An 18217-nucleotide genomic window follows, 5' to 3' on the forward strand; every position below is an offset into this window, starting at 1 on the left:
TGCACCTTTTTCGACACAACTGACCGAGAGGCCCCGTCCTGCCATGGCGCTCGCCATCCTCACCCGCCTTCGTGACCGCTCCGCCCGCAGTGCCCCCGCACCGGCCCCGATCCCGCGCGGCGCCGGGGCGCTGGACCTGAACGTCCAGGACCCCGTCGGGCTGCCGATGGCCGGGGCGGGCATATCGGTGCGCGACACCGAGGGCACCGAGGTCACCCGCGGCCAGACGGACCCCAACGGCATGTTCACCGCCACGCTCGCGCCCGCCGCGTACCACCTGGTGGTCACCTGCGACGGCTTCCGGCCCGAGCGGTTCGACACCGTGGTCACCGCGGGCGAGCGGACCGCGCCCCGGACGCTGGAACTGGAGCCGGCCCCGGCGCCGTCCCTGCCCGCCCCCGGACAGTGGCGGCTGGACCCCGACCACTCGTCCATCCGCTTCACCGCCCGGCACATCGGGCTGGCCGAGATCCACGGCCGCTTCAACCACTTCGAGGGCGGCCTGTGGATCGCGCCGGACATGCGGAACTCGCGGGTGGAGGTGACCATCGACGCGGCGAGCATCGACTCGGGCGTGAAGATGCGCGACGACCATCTGCGCTCGGCCGAGTTCCTGGACGTGGCGCGTTTTCCGTACCTCCAGTTCGCCGGGGAGCGGTTCGTGCACAAGGGCGGCTCGCGCTGGGCCGTCCAGGGGGTGCTGCATCTGCACGGTGTGAGCCGGTCGGTCACGCTGGACACCCGCTACCTGGGCATCGGCACCGGCATCGGCGGCGAGACGCGGACGGCGTGCACCGCGGTGACCGAGCTGCACCGCGAGGACTTCACGCTCGACTGGCGCAAGATGCTCGCCCGGGGCATCGCGGCCATCGGCGCCACGATCCGCATCGAGCTGGACATCCAGGCCGTACCGGCGGAGTGAGGCCGCGCGGGCGGATGCCGGGCCGGGGGTGAGAGGCTGGGGCCATGCCCCCTTCGTTCGCCGACGCCCTCGCCGCGGGCCCGCTCGTCCTGGACGGCGGGCTCTCCAACCAGCTGGAGTCCGCCGGGCACGACCTGAGTGACGCGCTGTGGTCGGCGCGGCTGCTGGCCGAGGACCCTGCCGCCGTGGTCGCGGCGCACCGCGCGTACTACGAAGCCGGAGCGCAGGTGGCGATCACCAGCAGCTACCAGGCGACCTTCGAGGGCTTCGCCGCGCGCGGCATCGGGGCTGCGGAGGCCGCCGAGCTGCTGCGCCGCAGTGTGGAGCTGGCGCGCGAGGCAGCGCGGCAGGCGATGGCGGCCGGTGCCGCGGGGCCCCTGTACGTCGCCGCGTCGGCCGGTCCGTATGGCGCGATGCTCGCCGACGGATCCGAATACAGGGGGCGCTACGGGCTGTCGGTTGCCGAACTGGAACGCTTCCACCGCCCGCGCCTGGAGGTACTGGCCGCCGCAGGTCCTGATGTTCTTGCACTGGAGACCGTGCCGGACACGGATGAAGCGCGCGCGCTGCTGCGGGCGGTACGCGGGCTGGGCGTACCGGCCTGGCTGTCCTTCAGCGCGGCCGGGGAGCACACTCGCGCCGGGCAGCCACTGGCGGACGCCTTCGCGCTCGCCTCGGACGTCCCGGAAGTGGTCGCGGTGGGCGTGAACTGCTGCACCCCTGAGGACGCGGACCGGGCGGTGGCCATGGCGGCCCGCGCGTCCGGCAAGCCCGTCGTCGTCTACCCGAACAGCGGCGAGAGCTGGGACGCGCAGGCGCGCGCCTGGTGCGGCACGCCCGCCTTCAGCGCGGACCGGGTCGCGTCCTGGACCGCCGCGGGGGCCCGGCTCGTCGGCGGCTGCTGCCGGGTGGGGCCGGACGCGGTGGCCGCGCTGGCCCGGCAACTGGCGGGCTGACCCAGGGGCCGTACTCGCTGGAACCGGCGGGCTGCCCCAGGGGCCGTACGCCCCCGTGAGCACCCCGAACGGCGGCGGGTCGTTACCCGGTCGCAACACCGGCGGCGGCGACAGCGGCCCTGGCCGGTGGCAGGATGCAGCCAACTCACCTCCGACCGGTAGGTGTTGGCCGCATCTTGACCCGGAGGACCTGTGTCCGTTCGCGCATCGATGTCCGCCACGGCCGCGCTCGTCGCGGCCACCGCTCTCCTCGCCTCGGGCTGCACCAGCACCAAAGCCCCGGCGGACTCCGGCGGGAAGTCGGCCTCCGGCATCCAGCTCGTCACCCCCGGCACGCTCAAGACCTGCACCCATCTGCCGTACGCGCCGTTCCAGGTGAAGAAGGGCGGCAAGATCGTCGGCTTCGACGTGGACCTGGTCGACCTGGTCGCCAAGGCACTGAAGGTGCCGCAGGAAATCGTCAACACGCCTTTCGAAGGCATCGAAACCGGGCAGGACTTCAACATCCGCAAGTGCGACCTGGCCGCCGCGGGCATGACGATCACCGACCAGCGCAAGAAGGTGATGGACTTCTCCGACCCGTACTTCGAGGCCACCCAGGCGCTGATCACCAAGAAGGGCAAGCCCTACAAGAAGGTCGAGGACCTCAAGGGGAAGAAGCTGGGCTACCAGAAGGCCACCACCGGCGCCGAATACGCCAAGAAGCACGGTCAGGGCGTCGACCTGGTGGAGTTCGAGGATCTGGGGCTGCTGCTGACCGCCGTGAAGACCGGGCAGGTGGACGCGGGCATCAACGACAACGGGGTGCTGTTCGACTACGTCAAGCAGAACCCGGACACCGCGGTGACGGCCGAGTTCCACACCGGTGAGCACTACGGGATCGGGGTGCGCCGCGGCAGCGACGCACTGCGCACGAAGATCAACGAAGTGCTCAAGAAAGCACGGTCGGACGGCAGTTACGACCGGATCTACAAGAAGTGGTTCGGCAACGCGCCCCAGCAGGGCTGACTGCAGCCAGGATGAGGAGCCGCACACCGATGCCCCTGTCCCGACGCAAGCGGGCCCGCCTCTTCCGGGGTGTCCAGTACGCCGTGCTGGCCGCCGCCGTGCTCGTGTTCGCCCTGGTCGCCGACTGGGGAACGCTGCGCCATGCGTTCTTCGACATCGAAGTCGCCAAGGCCCTGTTCCCCGACATCATCACCACCGCACTGGTCAACACCGTCAAGTACACCCTGCTCGGCTTCGGGTTCGGGCTGGGGCTCGGGCTGGTGCTGGCGCTGATGCGGCTCTCGCAGGTGCCGCCGTACCGCTGGCTCGCCGTCGTCTACATCGAGTTCTTCCGCGGGGTGCCGGCCCTGCTGGTGTTCATCGCGCTGGGCTTCGGCGTGCCGCTCGCCTTCGAGGTCGCGCTCGACATGAACATCACCGTGATGCTGTCGCTCGGCCTGGTCGGCGCCGCGTACATGGCGGAGACCATCCGGGCCGGCATCCAGGCCGTGCCCAAGGGGCAGACCGAGGCGGCCCGTTCGCTGGGGATGTCATCGGGCCGCGCGATGCGGTCGATCGTCATACCGCAGGCGTTCCGGATCGTACTGCCACCGCTCACCAATGAACTGATCCTGCTCACCAAGGACTCCTCCCTGGTCTATCTGCTGGGCCTGTCGCTCGGCCAGTTCGAGCTGGCCAACTTCGGGCGGGACGCCCTCAACGAACACAAGAGCCTGACGCCGATCCTCATCGCCGGCCTGCTCTATCTCGTCATCACCCTCCCCCTGGGCCACCTGGTCCGGCGGCTGGAGGCCCGTACCGCGAAGGCCAGGTGACCGTCGTGCAGACCGACCGGGACCCGGTGACGGCACACCGGGCGATCGAGGTCGAGGGGCTGCACAAGTCCTTCGGCGCGCTGGAAGTCCTCAAGGGCATCGACTTCTCGGTGGAGCGGGGCGAGGTGGTGTGCGTCATCGGGCCGTCCGGGTCCGGCAAGTCGACGCTGCTGCGCTGCGTGAACCTGCTGGAGGAACCGACCGCGGGGCGGGTCACCGTGGCGGGCACCGAGGTCACCGACCCGGACGTGGACATCGACCGGGTCCGGCGCCGCATCGGCATGGTCTTCCAGTCCTTCAACCTCTTCCCGCACCTGACCGCCCTGGAGAACCTGACGATCGCACAGCGGCGGGTGCTGCGCCGCGACCGGGCGGCGGCCGAACGGGTCGCACGCGCCAACCTCGAACGGGTGGGCCTGAGCGACAAGGAGGCCGCGTATCCGGCGCAGCTGTCGGGCGGCCAGCAGCAGCGGGTGGCCATCGCCCGCGCCCTGTCCATGGAACCGGAGCTGATGCTCTTCGACGAGCCGACCTCGGCGCTCGATCCGGAGCTGGTCGGCGACGTGCTGGCGGTGATGCGCGGGCTCGCGCAGGACGGCATGACCATGCTGGTCGTCACCCATGAGATGAGCTTCGCGCGGGAGGTCGCGGACCGGGTGGTGTTCATGGACGCCGGGATCATCGTCGAGCAGGGCGTACCGGAGCGGGTGATCGCCGATCCGCAGCACGAGCGGACCCGGACGTTCCTGGCCCGGGTGCTCGATCCGGCGGCCGCCGGGATCAGCGAGGCGACGGAAGCGGAGGCGCCGCCGGGGGACCAGCGGGAACCGTGACTTCCTTGTACGACGTACGACGTACGACGTACGACGTACGACGTACGACGTACGACGTACGACGTATGACGTACGACCGGGCCGTGACCGCCTGACGGTCGGCACGCCCGGTACGCGGCGGGGACGGGCGGTCCCCCGCCCGTGACCCGCTCCCGACCTGGAGGCACCGCGTGTTCGTCGACCTGCCCCTGGACCAGTTGCGCGCCTACCGGCCCCCGCTGCCCGAACCCGACGGCTTCGACGCGTTCTGGCGGCGCACGCTGGACGAGGCCGCCGCGTACGACCTCGGCGCGCGCTTCACGGAGACCGACGCCGGCCTGTCCCTGCTGCACACCTACGACGTGGAGTTCTCGGGCTTCGGCGGGCACCGGATCAAAGGCTGGTTCCTGCTGCCGCGCGCGGCGGGCGGGCCGCTGCCGTGCGTCGTGCAGTACCTCGGGTACGGCGGCGGACGCATGCACCCGCACGACTGGCTGCTGTGGCCGGCCGCGGGCTACGCGACGCTGGTCATGGACACCCGGGGCCAGAGCGGCCCCAATCGTCCCGGTGACACCCCCGACCCGGTCGCCGCCGCCAACCCCGGCGTGCCCGGCAAGCTGACGCAGGGGCTGCTCGACCCGGACGGCTACTACTACCGGCGGGTCTACACCGACGGCGTACGGGCCGTGGCGGCGGCACGCGGGCACGCGGCGGTGGACGCCGGGCGCGTCGTGGTGGCGGGCGGCAGCCAGGGCGGTGCCATCGCGCTGGCCGTTGCCGGGCTGGTGCCGGGACTCGCGGGCGCGCTGGTCGACGTACCGTTCCTGACCCACATCCGGCGCGCCGTCGAGATCACCGACGAGGGCCCGTACAGCGAACTGACCCGCTACCTCGCGGGCGCCCGTACCGAGGTGGACGCCGCCCTGCACACGCTCGACCACTTCGACGGCCTGAACTTCGCGGTACGCGCGCACGCCCCCGCCCTCTTCGGGACCGCGCTGCGCGACCCGGTCACGCCCGCCTCCACCGGCTTCGCCGCGTACCACCACTACGCGGGCGCCAAGGACCTGCGGCTGTGGCGGTTCAACGGGCACGAGGGCGGGGGCGGGCACCAGCGGGCGGAGGAGATCCGGTTCGTGCGGGAGCTGTTCGGCTGAGGGCTGCGCGAGGTGTGCGGCCGCCCCGCGGTCAGCGCGCCCCCAACAGGTGGTCCATCGCGAGCTGGTCGAGCCGCTCGAAGGCCATCCCGCGGGCGGCGGCCGCTTCCGCGTCGAAGGACTCGTACGCTGTACGGTCCGCGAGCAGGGCGGCGAGCCCGTCCTCGGCGGTGGGCCGGGCCAGCTCGTCCAGCCGGGACGCGCGCAGCGCCTCCTGGACGGCCGGGTCGGCGCGGAAGGCTGCCGCGCGCTCCTTGAGGATCAGGTAGGTGCGCATGCAGCCGGCCGCCGAGTCCCACACACCGTCCGGGTCCTCGGTGCGCGGCGGCTTGAAGTCGAAGTGCCGCGGGCCGTCGTAGCCCGCGGTCTCCAGCAGGTCCACCAGCCAGAACGCGGCCCGCAGGTCACCGGCGCCGAAGCGCAGGTCCTGGTCGTACTTGGCGCCGGACTGCCCGTTCAGGTCGATGTGGAAGAGCTTGCCCGCCCACAGGGCCTGCGCGATGCCGTGCGGGACGTTCAGCCCGGCCATCTGCTCGTGGCCGACCTCCGGGTTGACGCCGTACAGCTCCGGCCGTTCCAGCCGCTCGATGAACGCGAGGGCGTGGCCGACGGTGGGCAGCAGGATGTCGCCGCGCGGCTCGTTGGGCTTCGGCTCGATGGCGAACCGCAGGTCGTAGCCCTGCTCGACGACGTACTGGCCGAGCAGGTCGAACGCCTCCTTCATCCGGTCCAGGGCGGCGCGCACGTCCTTGGCCGCGCCGGACTCCGCGCCCTCGCGCCCGCCCCACGCCACGTAGGTACGGGCGCCCAGCTCGGCCGCCAGGTCGATGTTGCGCAAGGTCTTGCGCAGTGCGTAGCGCCGTACGTCGCGGTCGTTGGCGGTGAAGGCGCCGTCCTTGAAGACCGGGTGGGTGAAGAGGTTGGTCGTCGCCATCGGGACGACGAGGCCGGTGGCGTCCAGCGCCTGGCGGAAGCGCTTGACGGCCGCCTCGCGGGCGACGTCGCCGGAGCCGAACGGGATCAGGTCGTCGTCGTGGAAGGTGACGCCGTACGCGCCCAGGTCCGCCAGCCGGTGGACGGCCTCGACCGGGTCGAGCGGGCGGCGGGTGGCGTCCCCGAACGGATCGCGGCCCTGCCAGCCGACCGTCCACAGGCCGAAGCTGAATGTGTCCTCGGGCACGGGCTGGTAGCTCATCGCTGCTCCCTCGGCCGATTCACCAATTCGTCATGGCGCTTTACAAATTACGGCGGGCCCAAACTAATATGCGGCAGCACGCCGGGAAAGCCCTTCGACGGGCGTGCTGCCCGGCCACCGGCGAGGCCGCCCCGCGGTCCGGAGGGAGAACGCGATGGGCACACAGGCAGCGGGACCGCTGGTCGTCGGCGTGGACAGCTCCACCCAGTCCGCCAAGGCGCTCGTGGTGGACGCCGCGACCGGTGAGGTGGTCGCCCGCGGGCAGGCTCCGCATGTGGTGGGCGGCGGTACGGGTTCCGGCGGTACGGGTTCCGGTGCGGGCAAGGAGAGTGACCCCGAGCAGTGGTGGCAGGCGCTCGGTGAGGCGCTGCGCCAGTGCGGTGACGCCGCGCGGCAGGCAGCGGCGGTCTCCGTCGGCGGCCAGCAGCACGGCCTGGTCACCCTTGACGCGTCGGGGCGGCCGGTGCGTCCGGCGCTGCTGTGGAACGACGTACGGTCGGCGCCACAGCAGCGGCGCCTGCTGGAGGAGTTCGGCGGGCCTTCGGCATGGGCGCGGCGGGTGGGCAGCGTGCCGCTGCCCGCGTTCACCGTGACCAAGTGGGCCTGGCTGCGCGAGACCGAGCCCGCGGCGGCCGGCGCGACGGCCGCGGTACGGCTGCCGCACGACTACCTCACCGAGCGGCTGACCGGCGAGGCGGTCACCGACCGCGGTGACGCGTCCGGTACGGGCTGGTGGTCACCGGCCGACGAGGCGTACGACGAGGAAATCCTGCGGCACGTCGGCCTGGACCCTAAGGCACTGCCGCGGGTGGCGCGGCCGGGCGAGGCGGCGGGCACCGTGCGTACCGGTGAACTGCCGCTGCCGAAAGGCGCGTTGGTCGCCTCCGGCACCGGCGACAACATGGCGGCTGCGCTGGGGCTCGGGCTGCGCCCCGGACAGCCCGTACTGAGCCTGGGCACCTCGGGCACGGTCTACGCGGTGTCCGGCCGCCGCCCGCCCGGCGATCCGACGGGCACGGTCGCCGGGTTCGCCGACGCGCGCGGCGACTGGCTGCCGCTCGCCTGCACCCTGAACTGCACGCTGGCCGTGGACCGGGTCGCCGCCCTGCTCGGCCTGGAGCGGGAGGAGGTGGAGCCCGGCGGGTCGGTGGTGATGCTGCCCTTCCTGGACGGCGAGCGCACGCCTGACCTGCCGCAGGCGTCCGGGCTGCTGCACGGTCTGCGGCATGACACGACACGCGGTCAGGTGCTCCAGGCGGCGTACGACGGGGCGGTGTTCGCGCTGCTCCAGGCGCTGGACCGGATCGTGGACGAGGAGCTGCCGGCCGATGTGCCGCTGCTGCTGATCGGCGGCGGAGCGCGCGGCCGGGCCTGGCGGGACACCGTACGCCGCCTTTCGGGGCGGCCCGTTGTGGTGCCCGAGGCCCGCGAACTGGTCGCCCTGGGCGCGGCGGCGCAGGCCGCGGGGCTGCTGCTGGGAGAGGATCCGGCGGCGGTGGCACGGCGCTGGGGGACGGCGCGCGGCGCCGAGTACGCGGCGGTGCCGTGCGACACGGCGGCGCGGGAGCGGCTGACGGAGACGCTCGCGGCGGGCGGGCCACTGCTGGGGGCGTGAGGAGGCGGGGGTCCGCACGTGCCGGAGGCCTGGTGGGGACGCGAATGCGAATCCGCTCGCTGCCGGGGCGTGGCAGGCGCCGGATTCCGCCCGGAGAACGGTGGCCGGAAATCCGGATCCGGAGAACGGATTCGGACGCCGCCGTACCGTCGGCGCGGGAGTTGTGATGGGGTGCCGGGCATGAGCATCTTTGTTCGTGCCCGGTTCGATGTCCGCGACCGCCGGCAGGACGGCATCGAGCGGAGTGCCACCGCGCTGCACGAGGCGGCCGGACCGGAACCGGTGAGCCCGACCTACCGCTGGTTCACCCTGCCCGAGCCCGGCGCCTACCTGGTGCTGGAGGAGTACGCCGACCCGGCGGCGCCCGGAGCGGCCCCGGAGAGCTGCACCGGGCTGCTGACGAGCCTGGGGCGGTGTGCCGACATGGCGTTCGCCGAGATGTACGGGGCGCTCGGCCCCGGGCGGCCGGACACGGCCGGCTGACAGCCGTTGCGCACGCGTCCCCGGACACGGCCGGCTCACGGCCGTTGCGTACGCGTTCCCAATCACTCGACACACCCAGGAGAATTCCGACCCGCATGACCGCCACGCCCACCCCGCCCACATCGTCCGCCCCACCCGTCACGGGCACCCCGTGACCGCTCCCGGCACCGACACTCAGCACGGCATTCGCCGCCGCAATCTGGCGCGTGTTCTGGGGGCCGTGGCCGCTGCCGGGCCCGTTTCGCGGGCGGGTGTCGCGACGCGGGTCGGACTGACCCGGGCGGCCGTCTCCACGCTGGTCGACGCCCTGCTGCGGGCCGGTCTGCTGGTCGAGACGGGACGAGCGGCGACCGGCGGACGCGGGCGGCCGGGCAGCGAACTGGCCGTCAGCGGTACCGGGCCCGCGGGCATCGGTGCCGAGATCGGTGTGGACCACCTCGCGGTGTGCGCCGTCGACCTGCGCGGGCGGATACGGGCCCGGATGGCGGCCGACGCGGCCAACCGGAACAGCGAGCCGGGCCCCGTCATGCACCGGCTTGCCGGGATGATCACGGAGGTCACGGACCGGATCGCGACGCTGGGCCTGCGGCCCGCAGGGCTGACGGTCGCGGTCCCGGGGCTGGTGGCGCGCGATACGACGACCGTGGTGCACGCCCCCAACCTCGGCTGGCGCAACGTCGACCCGGCGCCGGTGCTCCGTTCCCTGACCGACGTACCCGAACCGCTCGGCATCGAGAACGAGGCCAACCTCGGCGCGCTGGCGGAGCTTCGGCTCGGCGGCGGACCGGACGGCGACGGGGCGCCGCCACCCGACTTCCTCCATGTCTCGGCGGAAGCGGGAATCGGCGCCGCGGTCGTCGTGGGCGGTCAACTTCTGCGTGGTGTGCGGGGGTTCGCGGGCGAGCTGGGGCACGTACCGGTGTATCCCGGCGGGCGGCCGTGCGGTTGCGGCGCACGGGGCTGTCTGGAGCAGTACGCGGGGGAAGCGGCCGTACTGCGGGCGGCCGGTCTCGACCCAGGGCGCGCGGCGGCCGGCCACCCCGGCCCGCGGGCGCGCGTCGAACTCCTCGCCCGCCGCGCCGCCGCCGGGGACCGCGCCACCTCGGCCGCCCTGCGCGACGCGGGAACGGCACTCGGCATCGCGCTCGCGGGGGCCGTGCACCTCGTCGACCCGGAGGCGGTGCTGCTGGGCGGGGCGCTGGCGCGACTGGCGCCCTGGCTTCTGCCGTCGCTGGAGCGGGAGCTGACGGCCCGTACGGCTCTCGCGCCGTACGCGGGGACCGGGCCGCGGATACGGGTGGCCGCCGCCCGCTGCGGTGCCGACGGGCCGCTGCTCGGCGCGGCGCACGCCGTCCTGCGCGCCGTTCTCGACGATCCGCTGGGCCGGTCCTGGACACCCGCCGTTTCCCGGCAGCTCCCCGGAGAATAACCCGCTCCGTCACCTCGATGCCTTTTCCCCGCCTCCGGCCCGCCGGTCCGCGGCCGGAATCACCCCGGCACACTTTCCAACAACGGATTCCACTAAACCTGTCCATCTCCATTATTTTTTATGCCACTCTTTTGAGTGATTGCCCCGATTAAAACAACACGCCTATGTTCAGTGCGACGAGCGGCACGGACCTCGTCTCGCGAACGGCCGTGGCTCCGACCGCCGTCCCCTTTCCAACCTTCCACGATTGGTGGCGAAGCCGTGACGGTTACGGACGAGACCATTCCCGGCCCCGAAGGCGAAACACAGAATTCGAGCCTCACGACGGCCGCGGCCCGCAATCTGGCCACGACCACCAAGACCGTGCCCCAGATGCAGGGCGTCTCCTCGCGCTGGCTGCTGCGGCTGCTGCCGTGGGTGGAGGTCTCCGGCGGCACGTACCGCGTCAACCGGCGGCTGACCTACACGGTCGGCGACGGCCGCGTGGACTTCGCCGTCTCCGGCACCGACGTATCGATCATCCCCGACGAACTGCGCGAGCTGCCCGCGCTGCGCGACTTCACCGACAGCGCGGTGCTCGGCGCGCTCGGCGAGCGCTTCGTCCAGCACACGTACGCGCCCGGCGACGTGATCGCGGCCGCCGGCACGCCCGCCGACCGTCTGGTGCTGATCGCGCACGGCCGGGTCGACCGGATCGGCGCGGGAAAATACGGTGACGAAACGGTCCTGGGAGCGCTCGCCGGGGGCGATCACCTCGGCGACGAACCGCTCACCGACACCGCCGCCTCGTGGCAGTACACCTACCGCGCGGTGACGCGGGTGACCGTCATGGAGCTGCCCCGGCAGGCCGCGCAGGAGGTCACGGACCGCTCGCGGGAGCTGCGCGACCACCTCGCGACGGCCGGTACGGGCAGCGCCGCGCCGCGCAACGCCAGCGGCGAGTCGGCCATCGAGGTCGCCTCCGGCCACCACGGCGAGCCGCGGGTGCCCGGCACCTTCGTCGACTACGAGCTCAGGCCCCGGGAGTACGAGCTGAGCGTGGCGCAGTCGGTGCTGCGGACCCACACCCGGGTCGGCGACCTGTACAGCGACCCGATGAACCAGGTCGAGCAGCAGTTGCGGCTGACCATCCAGGCGCTGCGCGAGCGCCAGGAGCACGAGATGGTCAACAACCGCGAGTTCGGGCTGCTGCACAACGCCGACCTGACGCAGCGCGTCCGTACCCGCAGCGGCCCGCCCACCCCCGACGACCTGGACGACCTGCTCGCGACGGTGTGGAAGGACCCGGCCTTCCTGCTCGCCCACCCGAAGGCGATCGCCGCCTTCGGCCGGCAGTGCAGCGCCCGCGGCCTGTACCCGACGGCGGTCGACTTCATGGGGCACTCCCTGCCCTCCTGGCGCGGGGTCCCCATCTTCCCGTGCAACAAGATTCCGGTCGGCGCGGACGGCACCACTTCCTTCCTGGTGCTGCGCACCGGCGAGGAGAAGCAGGGTGTCGTCGGACTGCACCAGACGGGAATCCCCGACGAATACGAGCCGGGGCTCTCGGTCCGGTTCATGGGCGTCAACGACCAGGCCATCGCCAACTATCTGGTGAGCGCCTACTACTCCGCCGCGATCCTGGTGCCGGACGCGCTGGGAATTCTGGAGGACGTGCAGACCGGCCAATGAACCACCCCTTTCCGGCCATGGGAAACGATTGAAGAACCGTTTGCCGAGAAATGACGCCCCCGCGTCATTCATGGCCACCGTGGCCGAAATCCAGTGCATCTTGGCGCGATATCCGCAACCCCGCGCACAGTCCCCGCGCTCCCCGGCCGCGTACCGCGGGCCGGCCGCGTCCGGCCAGCGGCCCTGACCGTCCCACGACCCACAGGAACAGGTGAAACCCCCCATGACCACATCGGCGGACCCGACGTCCGGACCCGGCACCACCCCGGACACCGACCAGGCGCGCACCAGCCTGGCGACAGCCGCTGCCCGCAATCTGGCCACCACGACCAAGACCGTGCCGCAGATGCAGGGGATCTCCTCCCGCTGGCTGCTGCGCGTGCTGCCGTGGACCCAGGTCTCCGGCGGTACGTACCGCGTCAACCGGCGTCTGACGCACACCCTCGGAGACGGCCGGGTCGAATTCACCAGCACCGGTTCCGACGTCCGGGTCATCCCCGCGGAGCTGCGGGAACTGCCGCCGCTGCGCGACTTCGACGACCCGGCGGCGCTGGAGGCGCTGGCCGGCCGGTTCGTCCAGGAGGAGCACGCCCCCGGTGACGTCCTGGTGGAGCAGGGCCGGCCGGCCGACCGGGTCGTCCTGGTCGCACACGGCAAGCTGAACCGCACCGGCACCGGCAAGTACGGTGACGAAACGGTTCTCGGCGTCCTCGCGGACGGTGACCACCTGGGCGAAACGGCACTGCTGTCACCGGACGCGGTCTGGGAGCACACGGTCCGGGCGGTCACCCGGGTGACCGTACTGACGCTGCCCCGCACCGAGTACGAACAGCTCGCGGACCGCACCCCCGGTCTGCGTGACCACCTGGAGCGCTACCGCACCGACCGGATCCCGCCGCAGAACAAGCACGGCGAGGCGGCCATCGACGTGACCTCCGGCCACATCGGCGAGCCCGCACTGCCGGGCACCTTCGTCGACTACGACGTGGCGCCGCGGGAGTACGAACTGAGCGTCGCGCAGACCGTACTGAAGATCCACACCCGGGTCGCCGACCTCTACAACGACCCGATGAACCAGCTGGACCAGCAGCTGCGGCTGACCATCGAGGCGCTGCGCGAGCGCCAGGAGCACGAGATGGTCAACAACCGCGAGTTCGGCCTGCTGCACAACGCCGACCTCAAGCAGCGCATCCACACCCGCAGCGGCCCGCCCACCCCCGACGACCTGGACGACCTGATCTCGCGGCGCCGCAAGACGCAGTTCCTGCTGGCCCACCCGCGCACCATCGCGGCGATCGGCCGCGAGTGGAACGCCCGCGGCATCTACCCCACCAACGCGGAGATCGGCGGCACCGCAGTCCGCGCCTGGCGCGGCATCCCGCTGCTCCCCTGCAACAAGATCCCCGTCAACCCCGACCAGACCAGCTCGATCATCGCCATGCGCGTCGGCGAGGAGAACCAGGGCGTCGTCGGCCTCCACCAGACCGGCATCCCCGACGAGTACCAGCCCGGCCTCTCGGTCCGCTTCATGGGCATCAACGAACAGGCGGTCATCAACTACCTGGTGAGCGCCTACTACTCGGCGGCCGTACTGGTGCCGGACGCGCTGGGCGTACTGGAGGACGTGGAGATCGGTCACTAGGCCACGTCATCGGCCGCTGTCCGCCCGCTGTTCCGCCGCCGCGGCGGGGTGGCGGGCGGGGTGCGTCGGCCATGGCCCGGCCCGCGGCTCACTGTCCGCCGGTCGCTGCCGGGTCCTCGGCGGGGAAGAGGATGGGACTGATCAGGTAGCGGGTCCGCTCGGGCGAGGGTCCGTTGGCGATCCGCCGCGTCAGCACCTCGCGCATCTCCTCGATCAGGGCGGTCAGTTCCTCCCGGCTGAGCCACATCGCGTGCTGGCGGTAGCCGACCAGGTCGGCGGCCGGGTCGGCGCCGGGCCGGTCGAGATAGGCGTGGAACTCGGCCAGCAGGGCCGCCATCGCCACGGCGAACACCCGCCGGTGCTCCGCGGGCGGAACCGAGGCTGCGGTCCCGGCGTCGACCACCGCCCGTTCACGCCGCAGCCGGTAGCGGCGCTCGACGGCGCCGCGCACCCGCCGTTCGTCCTCGATCTCCAGCAGCCCGGCGTCCGCCAGCACGCCGACCTGCCGGTAGACGGTGGCCTTCGAGGTGTCGGGGAGCAGCGCGCACAGCTGAGCCGTGGTCAGGGTCCGGCCGCCGGACAGGGCGTGCACGATGCGCAGGCGTACGGGGTGCAGAAGCAGGTCGACCGTGTCCATGGGCGTACGATCTCACAGGTGATACCTTTCTCAAACTTGAGAACGCAGCCGGACGCACCCCGGTTCCACCGCCAAGGAGCGAGCGATGACCTGTGTACCGCCCCCGTTGGGACACCTGCACGACCTTGGCGACGGCCGCCGTCTGCTGCTGCACCGCTCCGGCACCGGCGGCCCGACCGCGGTGTTCCTGGCCGGGGCGGGCATGATGAGCCTGGACTACCTGAACATCCACCGGCGCGTCGCGGAGCTGACCACGAGCGTCCTCTACGACCGCAGCGGCAACGGCTGGAGCCACCCCGCCGAACTGCCCCGCACCGCCGCCGAGGTCACCGATGAACTACGCGAACTCCTGCACACCGCCGGTATCCCCGGGCCGTACCTGCTGATCGGCCACTCCCTCGGCGGGGCCTACGCGCGCCACTACGCCAGGCGCTTCCCCGACGAGGTGGCCGGCCTGCTTCTGCTCGACCCCTTCCACGAGGACACGGTGATTCGCGCTCCTGAGGCGGCGCGGAAGCTGCTCGACACGATGCTGGACCAGATGGCGGCCCAGGTGACGGCCGAGCTCACACCGGAGCAGGTGGCGCAGGCCCGCACCCCGATGCTCGAACACTTCGCCGCCTGGCCGGAGGCGGTGCGCGGTCCCCTGGTCGAGCAGCACCTCGCCACCTGGCGGGCGGCCGGGCGCGAGAACCAGAACCTGTACGACAAGGTCGCCGAAGAGCTGCGCACCGCGCCCGCCACTCCGGGCGTTCCGCTGATCGTGCTGACGGCCATGGGGCACGACGTCACGCAGGCCCACCTGTGGCCCGCGGAACTGCTCGGCGAGATCAACGAGGCCAAGCGGAGACTGCACGCCGAGGTGGCCGCGGAGTCCCCGCGCGGAGAGCAGCGCGTCCTCGACGACGCGGGGCACGGGTGGCTGCACGAGGAGCGGGCGGACGCGGTGCTTCAGGCTGTCGAGGACCTGATCCTTCAGGCGCGTCGAGGCCGGAGGACCACTCCGTACGCGAGGTGACCAGGCGTCAGCAGAGGAAGATGGGGCGGAAGACCGCGTCTTCCGGCTCTGTGGTGTGGTGGCTTTACGCCAGGCCCGGTGAGGTCCGGGGTGTACCGGTAGGCGGACAGGGGCCGCCGGGGCGGGTGCGTCGCGGCTTCCGCTGCTGCCACATCCAGCGGGCGTTGCGGGGCGGGTGTTCCTCGGGGGCCGTCACTCGCTGTCGCCCGGCCGGTGCTGTCGCTGTGTGCTCGCGCGACACATCCGGCACATACGTCACAGCCGGAGTGGCGCTCCCGTGTCCTGCCTGGGTTTTCGCCCGTGCCGCTGGATGCAACGGAGTCACGCGGGAAGGGCGTTCGCCGTCGCTGTCCGTTCGGGGCGGCTCCGTCGCGTCGCGCCTTGGGGCGCCCGGTGGCGGCCGTTCCGGTCGGTGATGTCCGGCACCCGTATTCGGCCGCTTCGTGGAAATCCAGCCGCCACAACGCCATTTGGGGCATGGCCAGACCTTTTCGGTCGAAAAAACAGGTTCTCCCGGAACCGCCCCAAAGAGCGGATCACGCCTTACGCTCCCTGGTCATGCGCAGAACAATGAGCAGATTCAGCAGGGCCGGTTTTGCCGCCCTCCTCGCCCTCTTCGTCTCCGTCCTCGGCCTGGCCGGCGCCTCCCCCGCGTCCGCCGCCGACACCCCGGCGCTCGCCTTCACCGTGGACAAGGCGCAGGCCACGCCCGGTTCCGACGTCACCCTGACCATGACGTTCACCAACACCGGCACCGCCGACGTGCGCTTCGTGTGGCAGTCGTTCCAGCCCACGTGGGAGACCTCTTCGACGAGCGGTCTGAAGTACACCTGGAAGACCTGTACTGCCGACCCCGGCGTGACCTGCAAGGCGGGCGCGGGCGCCACGTACTCCGTGCCGATCGCCCCCGGTGCCACCCGTAAGGTCACCATGACCTACACCATCGGCGCCGACTCCTCCTGCGGCTACCCCGACGTCGCCTTCTACTCGTACATCTACACCGAGTTCGGCGGCGGCCTGCCCGCCAAGGAGGGCACCTTCTTCACCCCCGCCACCCGCGTGATCTGCCCGACCACTCCCCCGGCGGGCGCCCAGGCCTGACCCGGGCCGCACCAACCGCACGACCCGCGCGTTCCGCACGGTCCGGCCTCGCCGCACCGGTTCGTCCCCCGGACGCGCGCCCCGTCCCCATTCAGCTTCCCGCTCCTCCGGTCCAGGGCCGTGGCCACGCCCCTGGACCGGAGGGGCGGTCGTCGTTACCGGTGCGAGCGTGCGGCAGCCGGGTGACGGAAGGCGACACGACGACCGTTCGGTGGTTGTACGGATTTCTGATACCTGCGGGCCATAGTGGGCGTCCCGCACCCATGGGACCGTTGCCGGAACGTCTGGGGGGATCGTGAAGAATCGATTCGTTCGCGCACGTGCGGTACTGACGGCGCTGACGGCATGGGGCGTACTGGCCGGGAGCGGAGTGGCCGCCGGTGCCACCGCCACGGACGGCGGCACCCCGCGCCTGGGGCAGGCGGTCGGCATCGCGCCGGGGGTGACGTACCGCTCCTTCGACGTAGCGGTGGGACGGGGCACCGCGCACGGCCATCTCGTGACGGTGGACCTGGCCGACCGCCGGGTCGCGGTGGACCTGCTGTACCCCGGCGCGGTCGGAGCGCGCTCCCCGGTCTCCCGGCTGGCCGACGCGCGGGCCGCGGTGGCCGCCGTCAACGCGGACTTCTTCAACATCTCCGAGGCCCAGCACCCCGGCGTGGAGGCGACCGGCGCCCCGGTGGGCCCGGCCATCGCCTCCGGGCGGGACCTGAAGGCGGCGGTGCCCGACGGGCAGCGCTTCGGCCCGGCACTGCCGCCCGGCACGAACACCCGGGACGTCATCGGTGTCGGCAGTGACAGACGCGCCCGGCTGGACCGGCTGTCCCTGCGCGGCTACGTGCTGACCGCCAACGGCGCGCTGCGGCTGAAGGGCCTGAACCAGTACGCGCTGCCGGTGAACGGCATCGGCGCGTTCACCTCCAAGTGGGGGCCCACCTCGCGCGTCCGGGCGACCTGTGGCACGGACACCGACCGGGCGGCGCCGTGCAGTACGGAGACGTACGAGGTCACGGTCCGGCGCGGCCGGGTGGCGGGGGTCGCGCAAGTGCCGGGCCGGGGCGGCATCGCCCACGGTACAACGGCGCTCGTCGGCCGGGAGGAGGGCGCCCGGCAACTGCGCAAGCTGCATGTCGGCGACCCGGTGCGGATCGGCCACCGGCTGACCGCCCGCCGGCCCGTACCTCTGCGCTTCGCCGTCGGTGGCTTTCCCATCGTCCGCGACGCGGAGCCGCTGGCCGGTCTGGACACCGTCACCCCGGCCGTCCGCACCTCCGCGGGCGTCGGCGCGCACGGCCGCTGGCTACTGCTGCTCGCGCTGGACGGCGCGCCGGGGCGGGCGGGCATGACCGTACGCGAACTGGCCGACCTGATGGACCGGCTGGGCGCCCGGGACGCGGTCAACCTGGACGGCGGCGGCTCCTCCACGCTGGTCACGCGCGAGCCGGGCGGTCCGGGCGCGACGGTGCGCAACCACCCCTCGGGCGGCGCGGAGCGGCCGGTGCCGAACGCCATCGGGGTCTTCGCACGGAGCTGACCCCGCTCGGGCCCGGGATCAGGGCCGTACGCTGCTGACCACGTCCGCCGCGCCGGACAGGCCGTTCTGGATGTCCGGCGCCAGGCTGCTGCCCGCCAGGTAGAAACCGAGCAGCATGCAGACGAGGGCGTGTGTGAATTTCAGGCGTCCGCTGCGCAGGAAGACGACGGTCAGCACGACGAGCAGCACGACGACCGAGATCGAAATTGCCACGACAAACCT

At 72.2% G+C, this 18217-nt stretch carries 17 protein-coding genes; 14 read left to right on the plus strand and 3 right to left on the minus strand.

The window, feature by feature from the left end:
• Positions 1-43: 43 nt before the first annotated feature.
• The 6 genes from IH45_RS0113990 to IH45_RS0114015 all read left to right on the plus strand — a co-directional run bounded on the left by IH45_RS0113990 (position 44) and on the right by IH45_RS0114015 (position 5670).
• Complete coding sequence (locus tag IH45_RS0113990; RefSeq protein ID WP_030666758.1) at positions 44-922, plus strand: YceI family protein; 879 nt, start codon at positions 44-46, stop codon at positions 920-922.
• Positions 923-966: 44 nt separating this feature from the next.
• Complete coding sequence (gene mmuM / locus IH45_RS0113995; RefSeq protein ID WP_030666760.1) at positions 967-1878, plus strand: homocysteine S-methyltransferase; 912 nt, start codon at positions 967-969, stop codon at positions 1876-1878.
• Between the two features lie 210 nt (positions 1879-2088).
• Positions 2089-2886 (plus strand): ABC transporter substrate-binding protein, encoded by a 798-nt coding sequence (locus tag IH45_RS0114000; RefSeq protein WP_030666762.1) that lies wholly within the window; start codon positions 2089-2091, stop codon positions 2884-2886.
• A gap of 29 nt (positions 2887-2915) precedes the next feature.
• Positions 2916-3701, plus strand: a complete 786-nt coding sequence (locus tag IH45_RS0114005; RefSeq protein WP_030666764.1) for an amino acid ABC transporter permease — start codon at positions 2916-2918, stop codon at positions 3699-3701.
• Positions 3698-4534 carry an amino acid ABC transporter ATP-binding protein gene (locus IH45_RS0114010; RefSeq protein WP_030666766.1) on the plus strand — a complete coding sequence of 279 codons (837 nt, stop codon included), beginning with the start codon at positions 3698-3700 and terminating at the stop codon, positions 4532-4534. The genes IH45_RS0114005 and IH45_RS0114010 overlap by 4 nt, the downstream gene beginning before the upstream one ends.
• Positions 4535-4704: 170 nt before the next feature.
• Complete coding sequence (locus IH45_RS0114015; protein ID WP_030666767.1) at positions 4705-5670, plus strand: acetylxylan esterase; 966 nt, start codon at positions 4705-4707, stop codon at positions 5668-5670.
• A 31-nt stretch (positions 5671-5701) separates the two neighbouring features.
• On the opposite strand, the gene xylA is transcribed toward IH45_RS0114015, so the two are convergent.
• Entirely contained in the window at positions 5702-6865 is a 1164-nt protein-coding gene (xylA, locus tag IH45_RS0114020) for a xylose isomerase (protein WP_030666768.1), read from the minus strand.
• A gap of 154 nt (positions 6866-7019) precedes the next feature.
• Between xylA and xylB the strand changes: the two genes are divergently transcribed.
• From xylB to IH45_RS0114045, 5 genes are all read left to right on the plus strand, one after another.
• Positions 7020-8480: a xylulokinase gene (gene xylB / locus IH45_RS0114025; protein WP_030666770.1), complete on the plus strand. Its 1461-nt coding sequence runs from the start codon at positions 7020-7022 to the stop codon at positions 8478-8480.
• A 180-nt stretch (positions 8481-8660) separates the two neighbouring features.
• Positions 8661-8963, plus strand: coding sequence for a hypothetical protein (locus IH45_RS0114030; RefSeq protein WP_158813077.1), 303 nt, complete (start codon positions 8661-8663; stop codon positions 8961-8963).
• Between the two features lie 151 nt (positions 8964-9114).
• Positions 9115-10392 carry an ROK family transcriptional regulator gene (locus tag IH45_RS0114035; RefSeq protein ID WP_030666772.1) on the plus strand — a complete coding sequence of 426 codons (1278 nt, stop codon included), beginning with the start codon at positions 9115-9117 and terminating at the stop codon, positions 10390-10392.
• A gap of 261 nt (positions 10393-10653) precedes the next feature.
• A complete protein-coding gene (locus IH45_RS0114040; protein ID WP_030666774.1) occupies positions 10654-12063 on the plus strand; it encodes a family 2B encapsulin nanocompartment shell protein in 1410 nt (469 codons plus the stop codon).
• Positions 12064-12286: 223 nt separating this feature from the next.
• Positions 12287-13705 (plus strand): family 2B encapsulin nanocompartment shell protein, encoded by a 1419-nt coding sequence (locus tag IH45_RS0114045; RefSeq protein WP_030666776.1) that lies wholly within the window; start codon positions 12287-12289, stop codon positions 13703-13705.
• A gap of 88 nt (positions 13706-13793) precedes the next feature.
• Here the strand turns inward: IH45_RS0114045 and IH45_RS0114050 are convergent, their stop codons facing one another.
• Positions 13794-14342 (minus strand): helix-turn-helix domain-containing protein, encoded by a 549-nt coding sequence (locus tag IH45_RS0114050; RefSeq protein WP_030666778.1) that lies wholly within the window; start codon positions 14340-14342, stop codon positions 13794-13796.
• A gap of 85 nt (positions 14343-14427) precedes the next feature.
• Here IH45_RS0114050 and IH45_RS0114055 point away from each other — a divergent pair, with 85 nt between their 5' ends.
• From IH45_RS0114055 to IH45_RS0114065, 3 genes are all read left to right on the plus strand, one after another.
• Complete coding sequence (locus tag IH45_RS0114055; protein WP_032917414.1) at positions 14428-15360, plus strand: alpha/beta fold hydrolase; 933 nt, start codon at positions 14428-14430, stop codon at positions 15358-15360.
• A gap of 558 nt (positions 15361-15918) precedes the next feature.
• The gene (locus IH45_RS0114060; protein WP_030666781.1) at positions 15919-16461 is read left to right on the plus strand and encodes a hypothetical protein; all 543 of its coding nucleotides are present in this window, start codon (positions 15919-15921) and stop codon (positions 16459-16461) included.
• 295 nt (positions 16462-16756) lie between these two features.
• Positions 16757-17995, plus strand: coding sequence for a phosphodiester glycosidase family protein (locus tag IH45_RS0114065; RefSeq protein WP_030666782.1), 1239 nt, complete (start codon positions 16757-16759; stop codon positions 17993-17995).
• 18 nt (positions 17996-18013) lie between these two features.
• Here the strand turns inward: IH45_RS0114065 and IH45_RS0114070 are convergent, their stop codons facing one another.
• On the minus strand, positions 18014-18208 hold the full coding sequence (locus tag IH45_RS0114070) for a hypothetical protein (protein ID WP_030370182.1): 195 nt from the start codon (positions 18206-18208) through the stop codon (positions 18014-18016).
• Positions 18209-18217 lie beyond the last annotated feature (9 nt).

Origin of the sequence: Streptomyces rimosus subsp. rimosus (assembly GCF_000720725.1) — a bacterium.
Classification (GTDB): domain Bacteria; phylum Actinomycetota; class Actinomycetes; order Streptomycetales; family Streptomycetaceae; genus Streptomyces; species Streptomyces rimosus_A.

Excerpts from the sequence above, each read along its gene's own strand:
- IH45_RS0113990 (WP_030666758.1), top strand. The coding sequence starts at position 44 with ATGGCGCTCGCCATCCTCACCCGCCTTCGTGACCGCTCCGCCCGCAGT.
- mmuM (WP_030666760.1), top strand. The coding sequence starts at position 967 with ATGCCCCCTTCGTTCGCCGACGCCCTCGCCGCGGGCCCGCTCGTCCTG.
- IH45_RS0114000 (WP_030666762.1), top strand. The coding sequence starts at position 2,089 with ATGTCCGCCACGGCCGCGCTCGTCGCGGCCACCGCTCTCCTCGCCTCG.
- IH45_RS0114005 (WP_030666764.1), top strand. The coding sequence starts at position 2,916 with ATGCCCCTGTCCCGACGCAAGCGGGCCCGCCTCTTCCGGGGTGTCCAG.
- xylA (WP_030666768.1), bottom strand. The coding sequence starts at position 6,865 with ATGAGCTACCAGCCCGTGCCCGAGGACACATTCAGCTTCGGCCTGTGG.
- xylB (WP_030666770.1), top strand. The coding sequence starts at position 7,020 with ATGGGCACACAGGCAGCGGGACCGCTGGTCGTCGGCGTGGACAGCTCC.
- IH45_RS0114030 (WP_158813077.1), top strand. The coding sequence starts at position 8,661 with ATGAGCATCTTTGTTCGTGCCCGGTTCGATGTCCGCGACCGCCGGCAG.
- IH45_RS0114045 (WP_030666776.1), top strand. The coding sequence starts at position 12,287 with ATGACCACATCGGCGGACCCGACGTCCGGACCCGGCACCACCCCGGAC.
- IH45_RS0114050 (WP_030666778.1), bottom strand. The coding sequence starts at position 14,342 with ATGGACACGGTCGACCTGCTTCTGCACCCCGTACGCCTGCGCATCGTG.
- IH45_RS0114055 (WP_032917414.1), top strand. The coding sequence starts at position 14,428 with ATGACCTGTGTACCGCCCCCGTTGGGACACCTGCACGACCTTGGCGAC.
- IH45_RS0114060 (WP_030666781.1), top strand. The coding sequence starts at position 15,919 with ATGCGCAGAACAATGAGCAGATTCAGCAGGGCCGGTTTTGCCGCCCTC.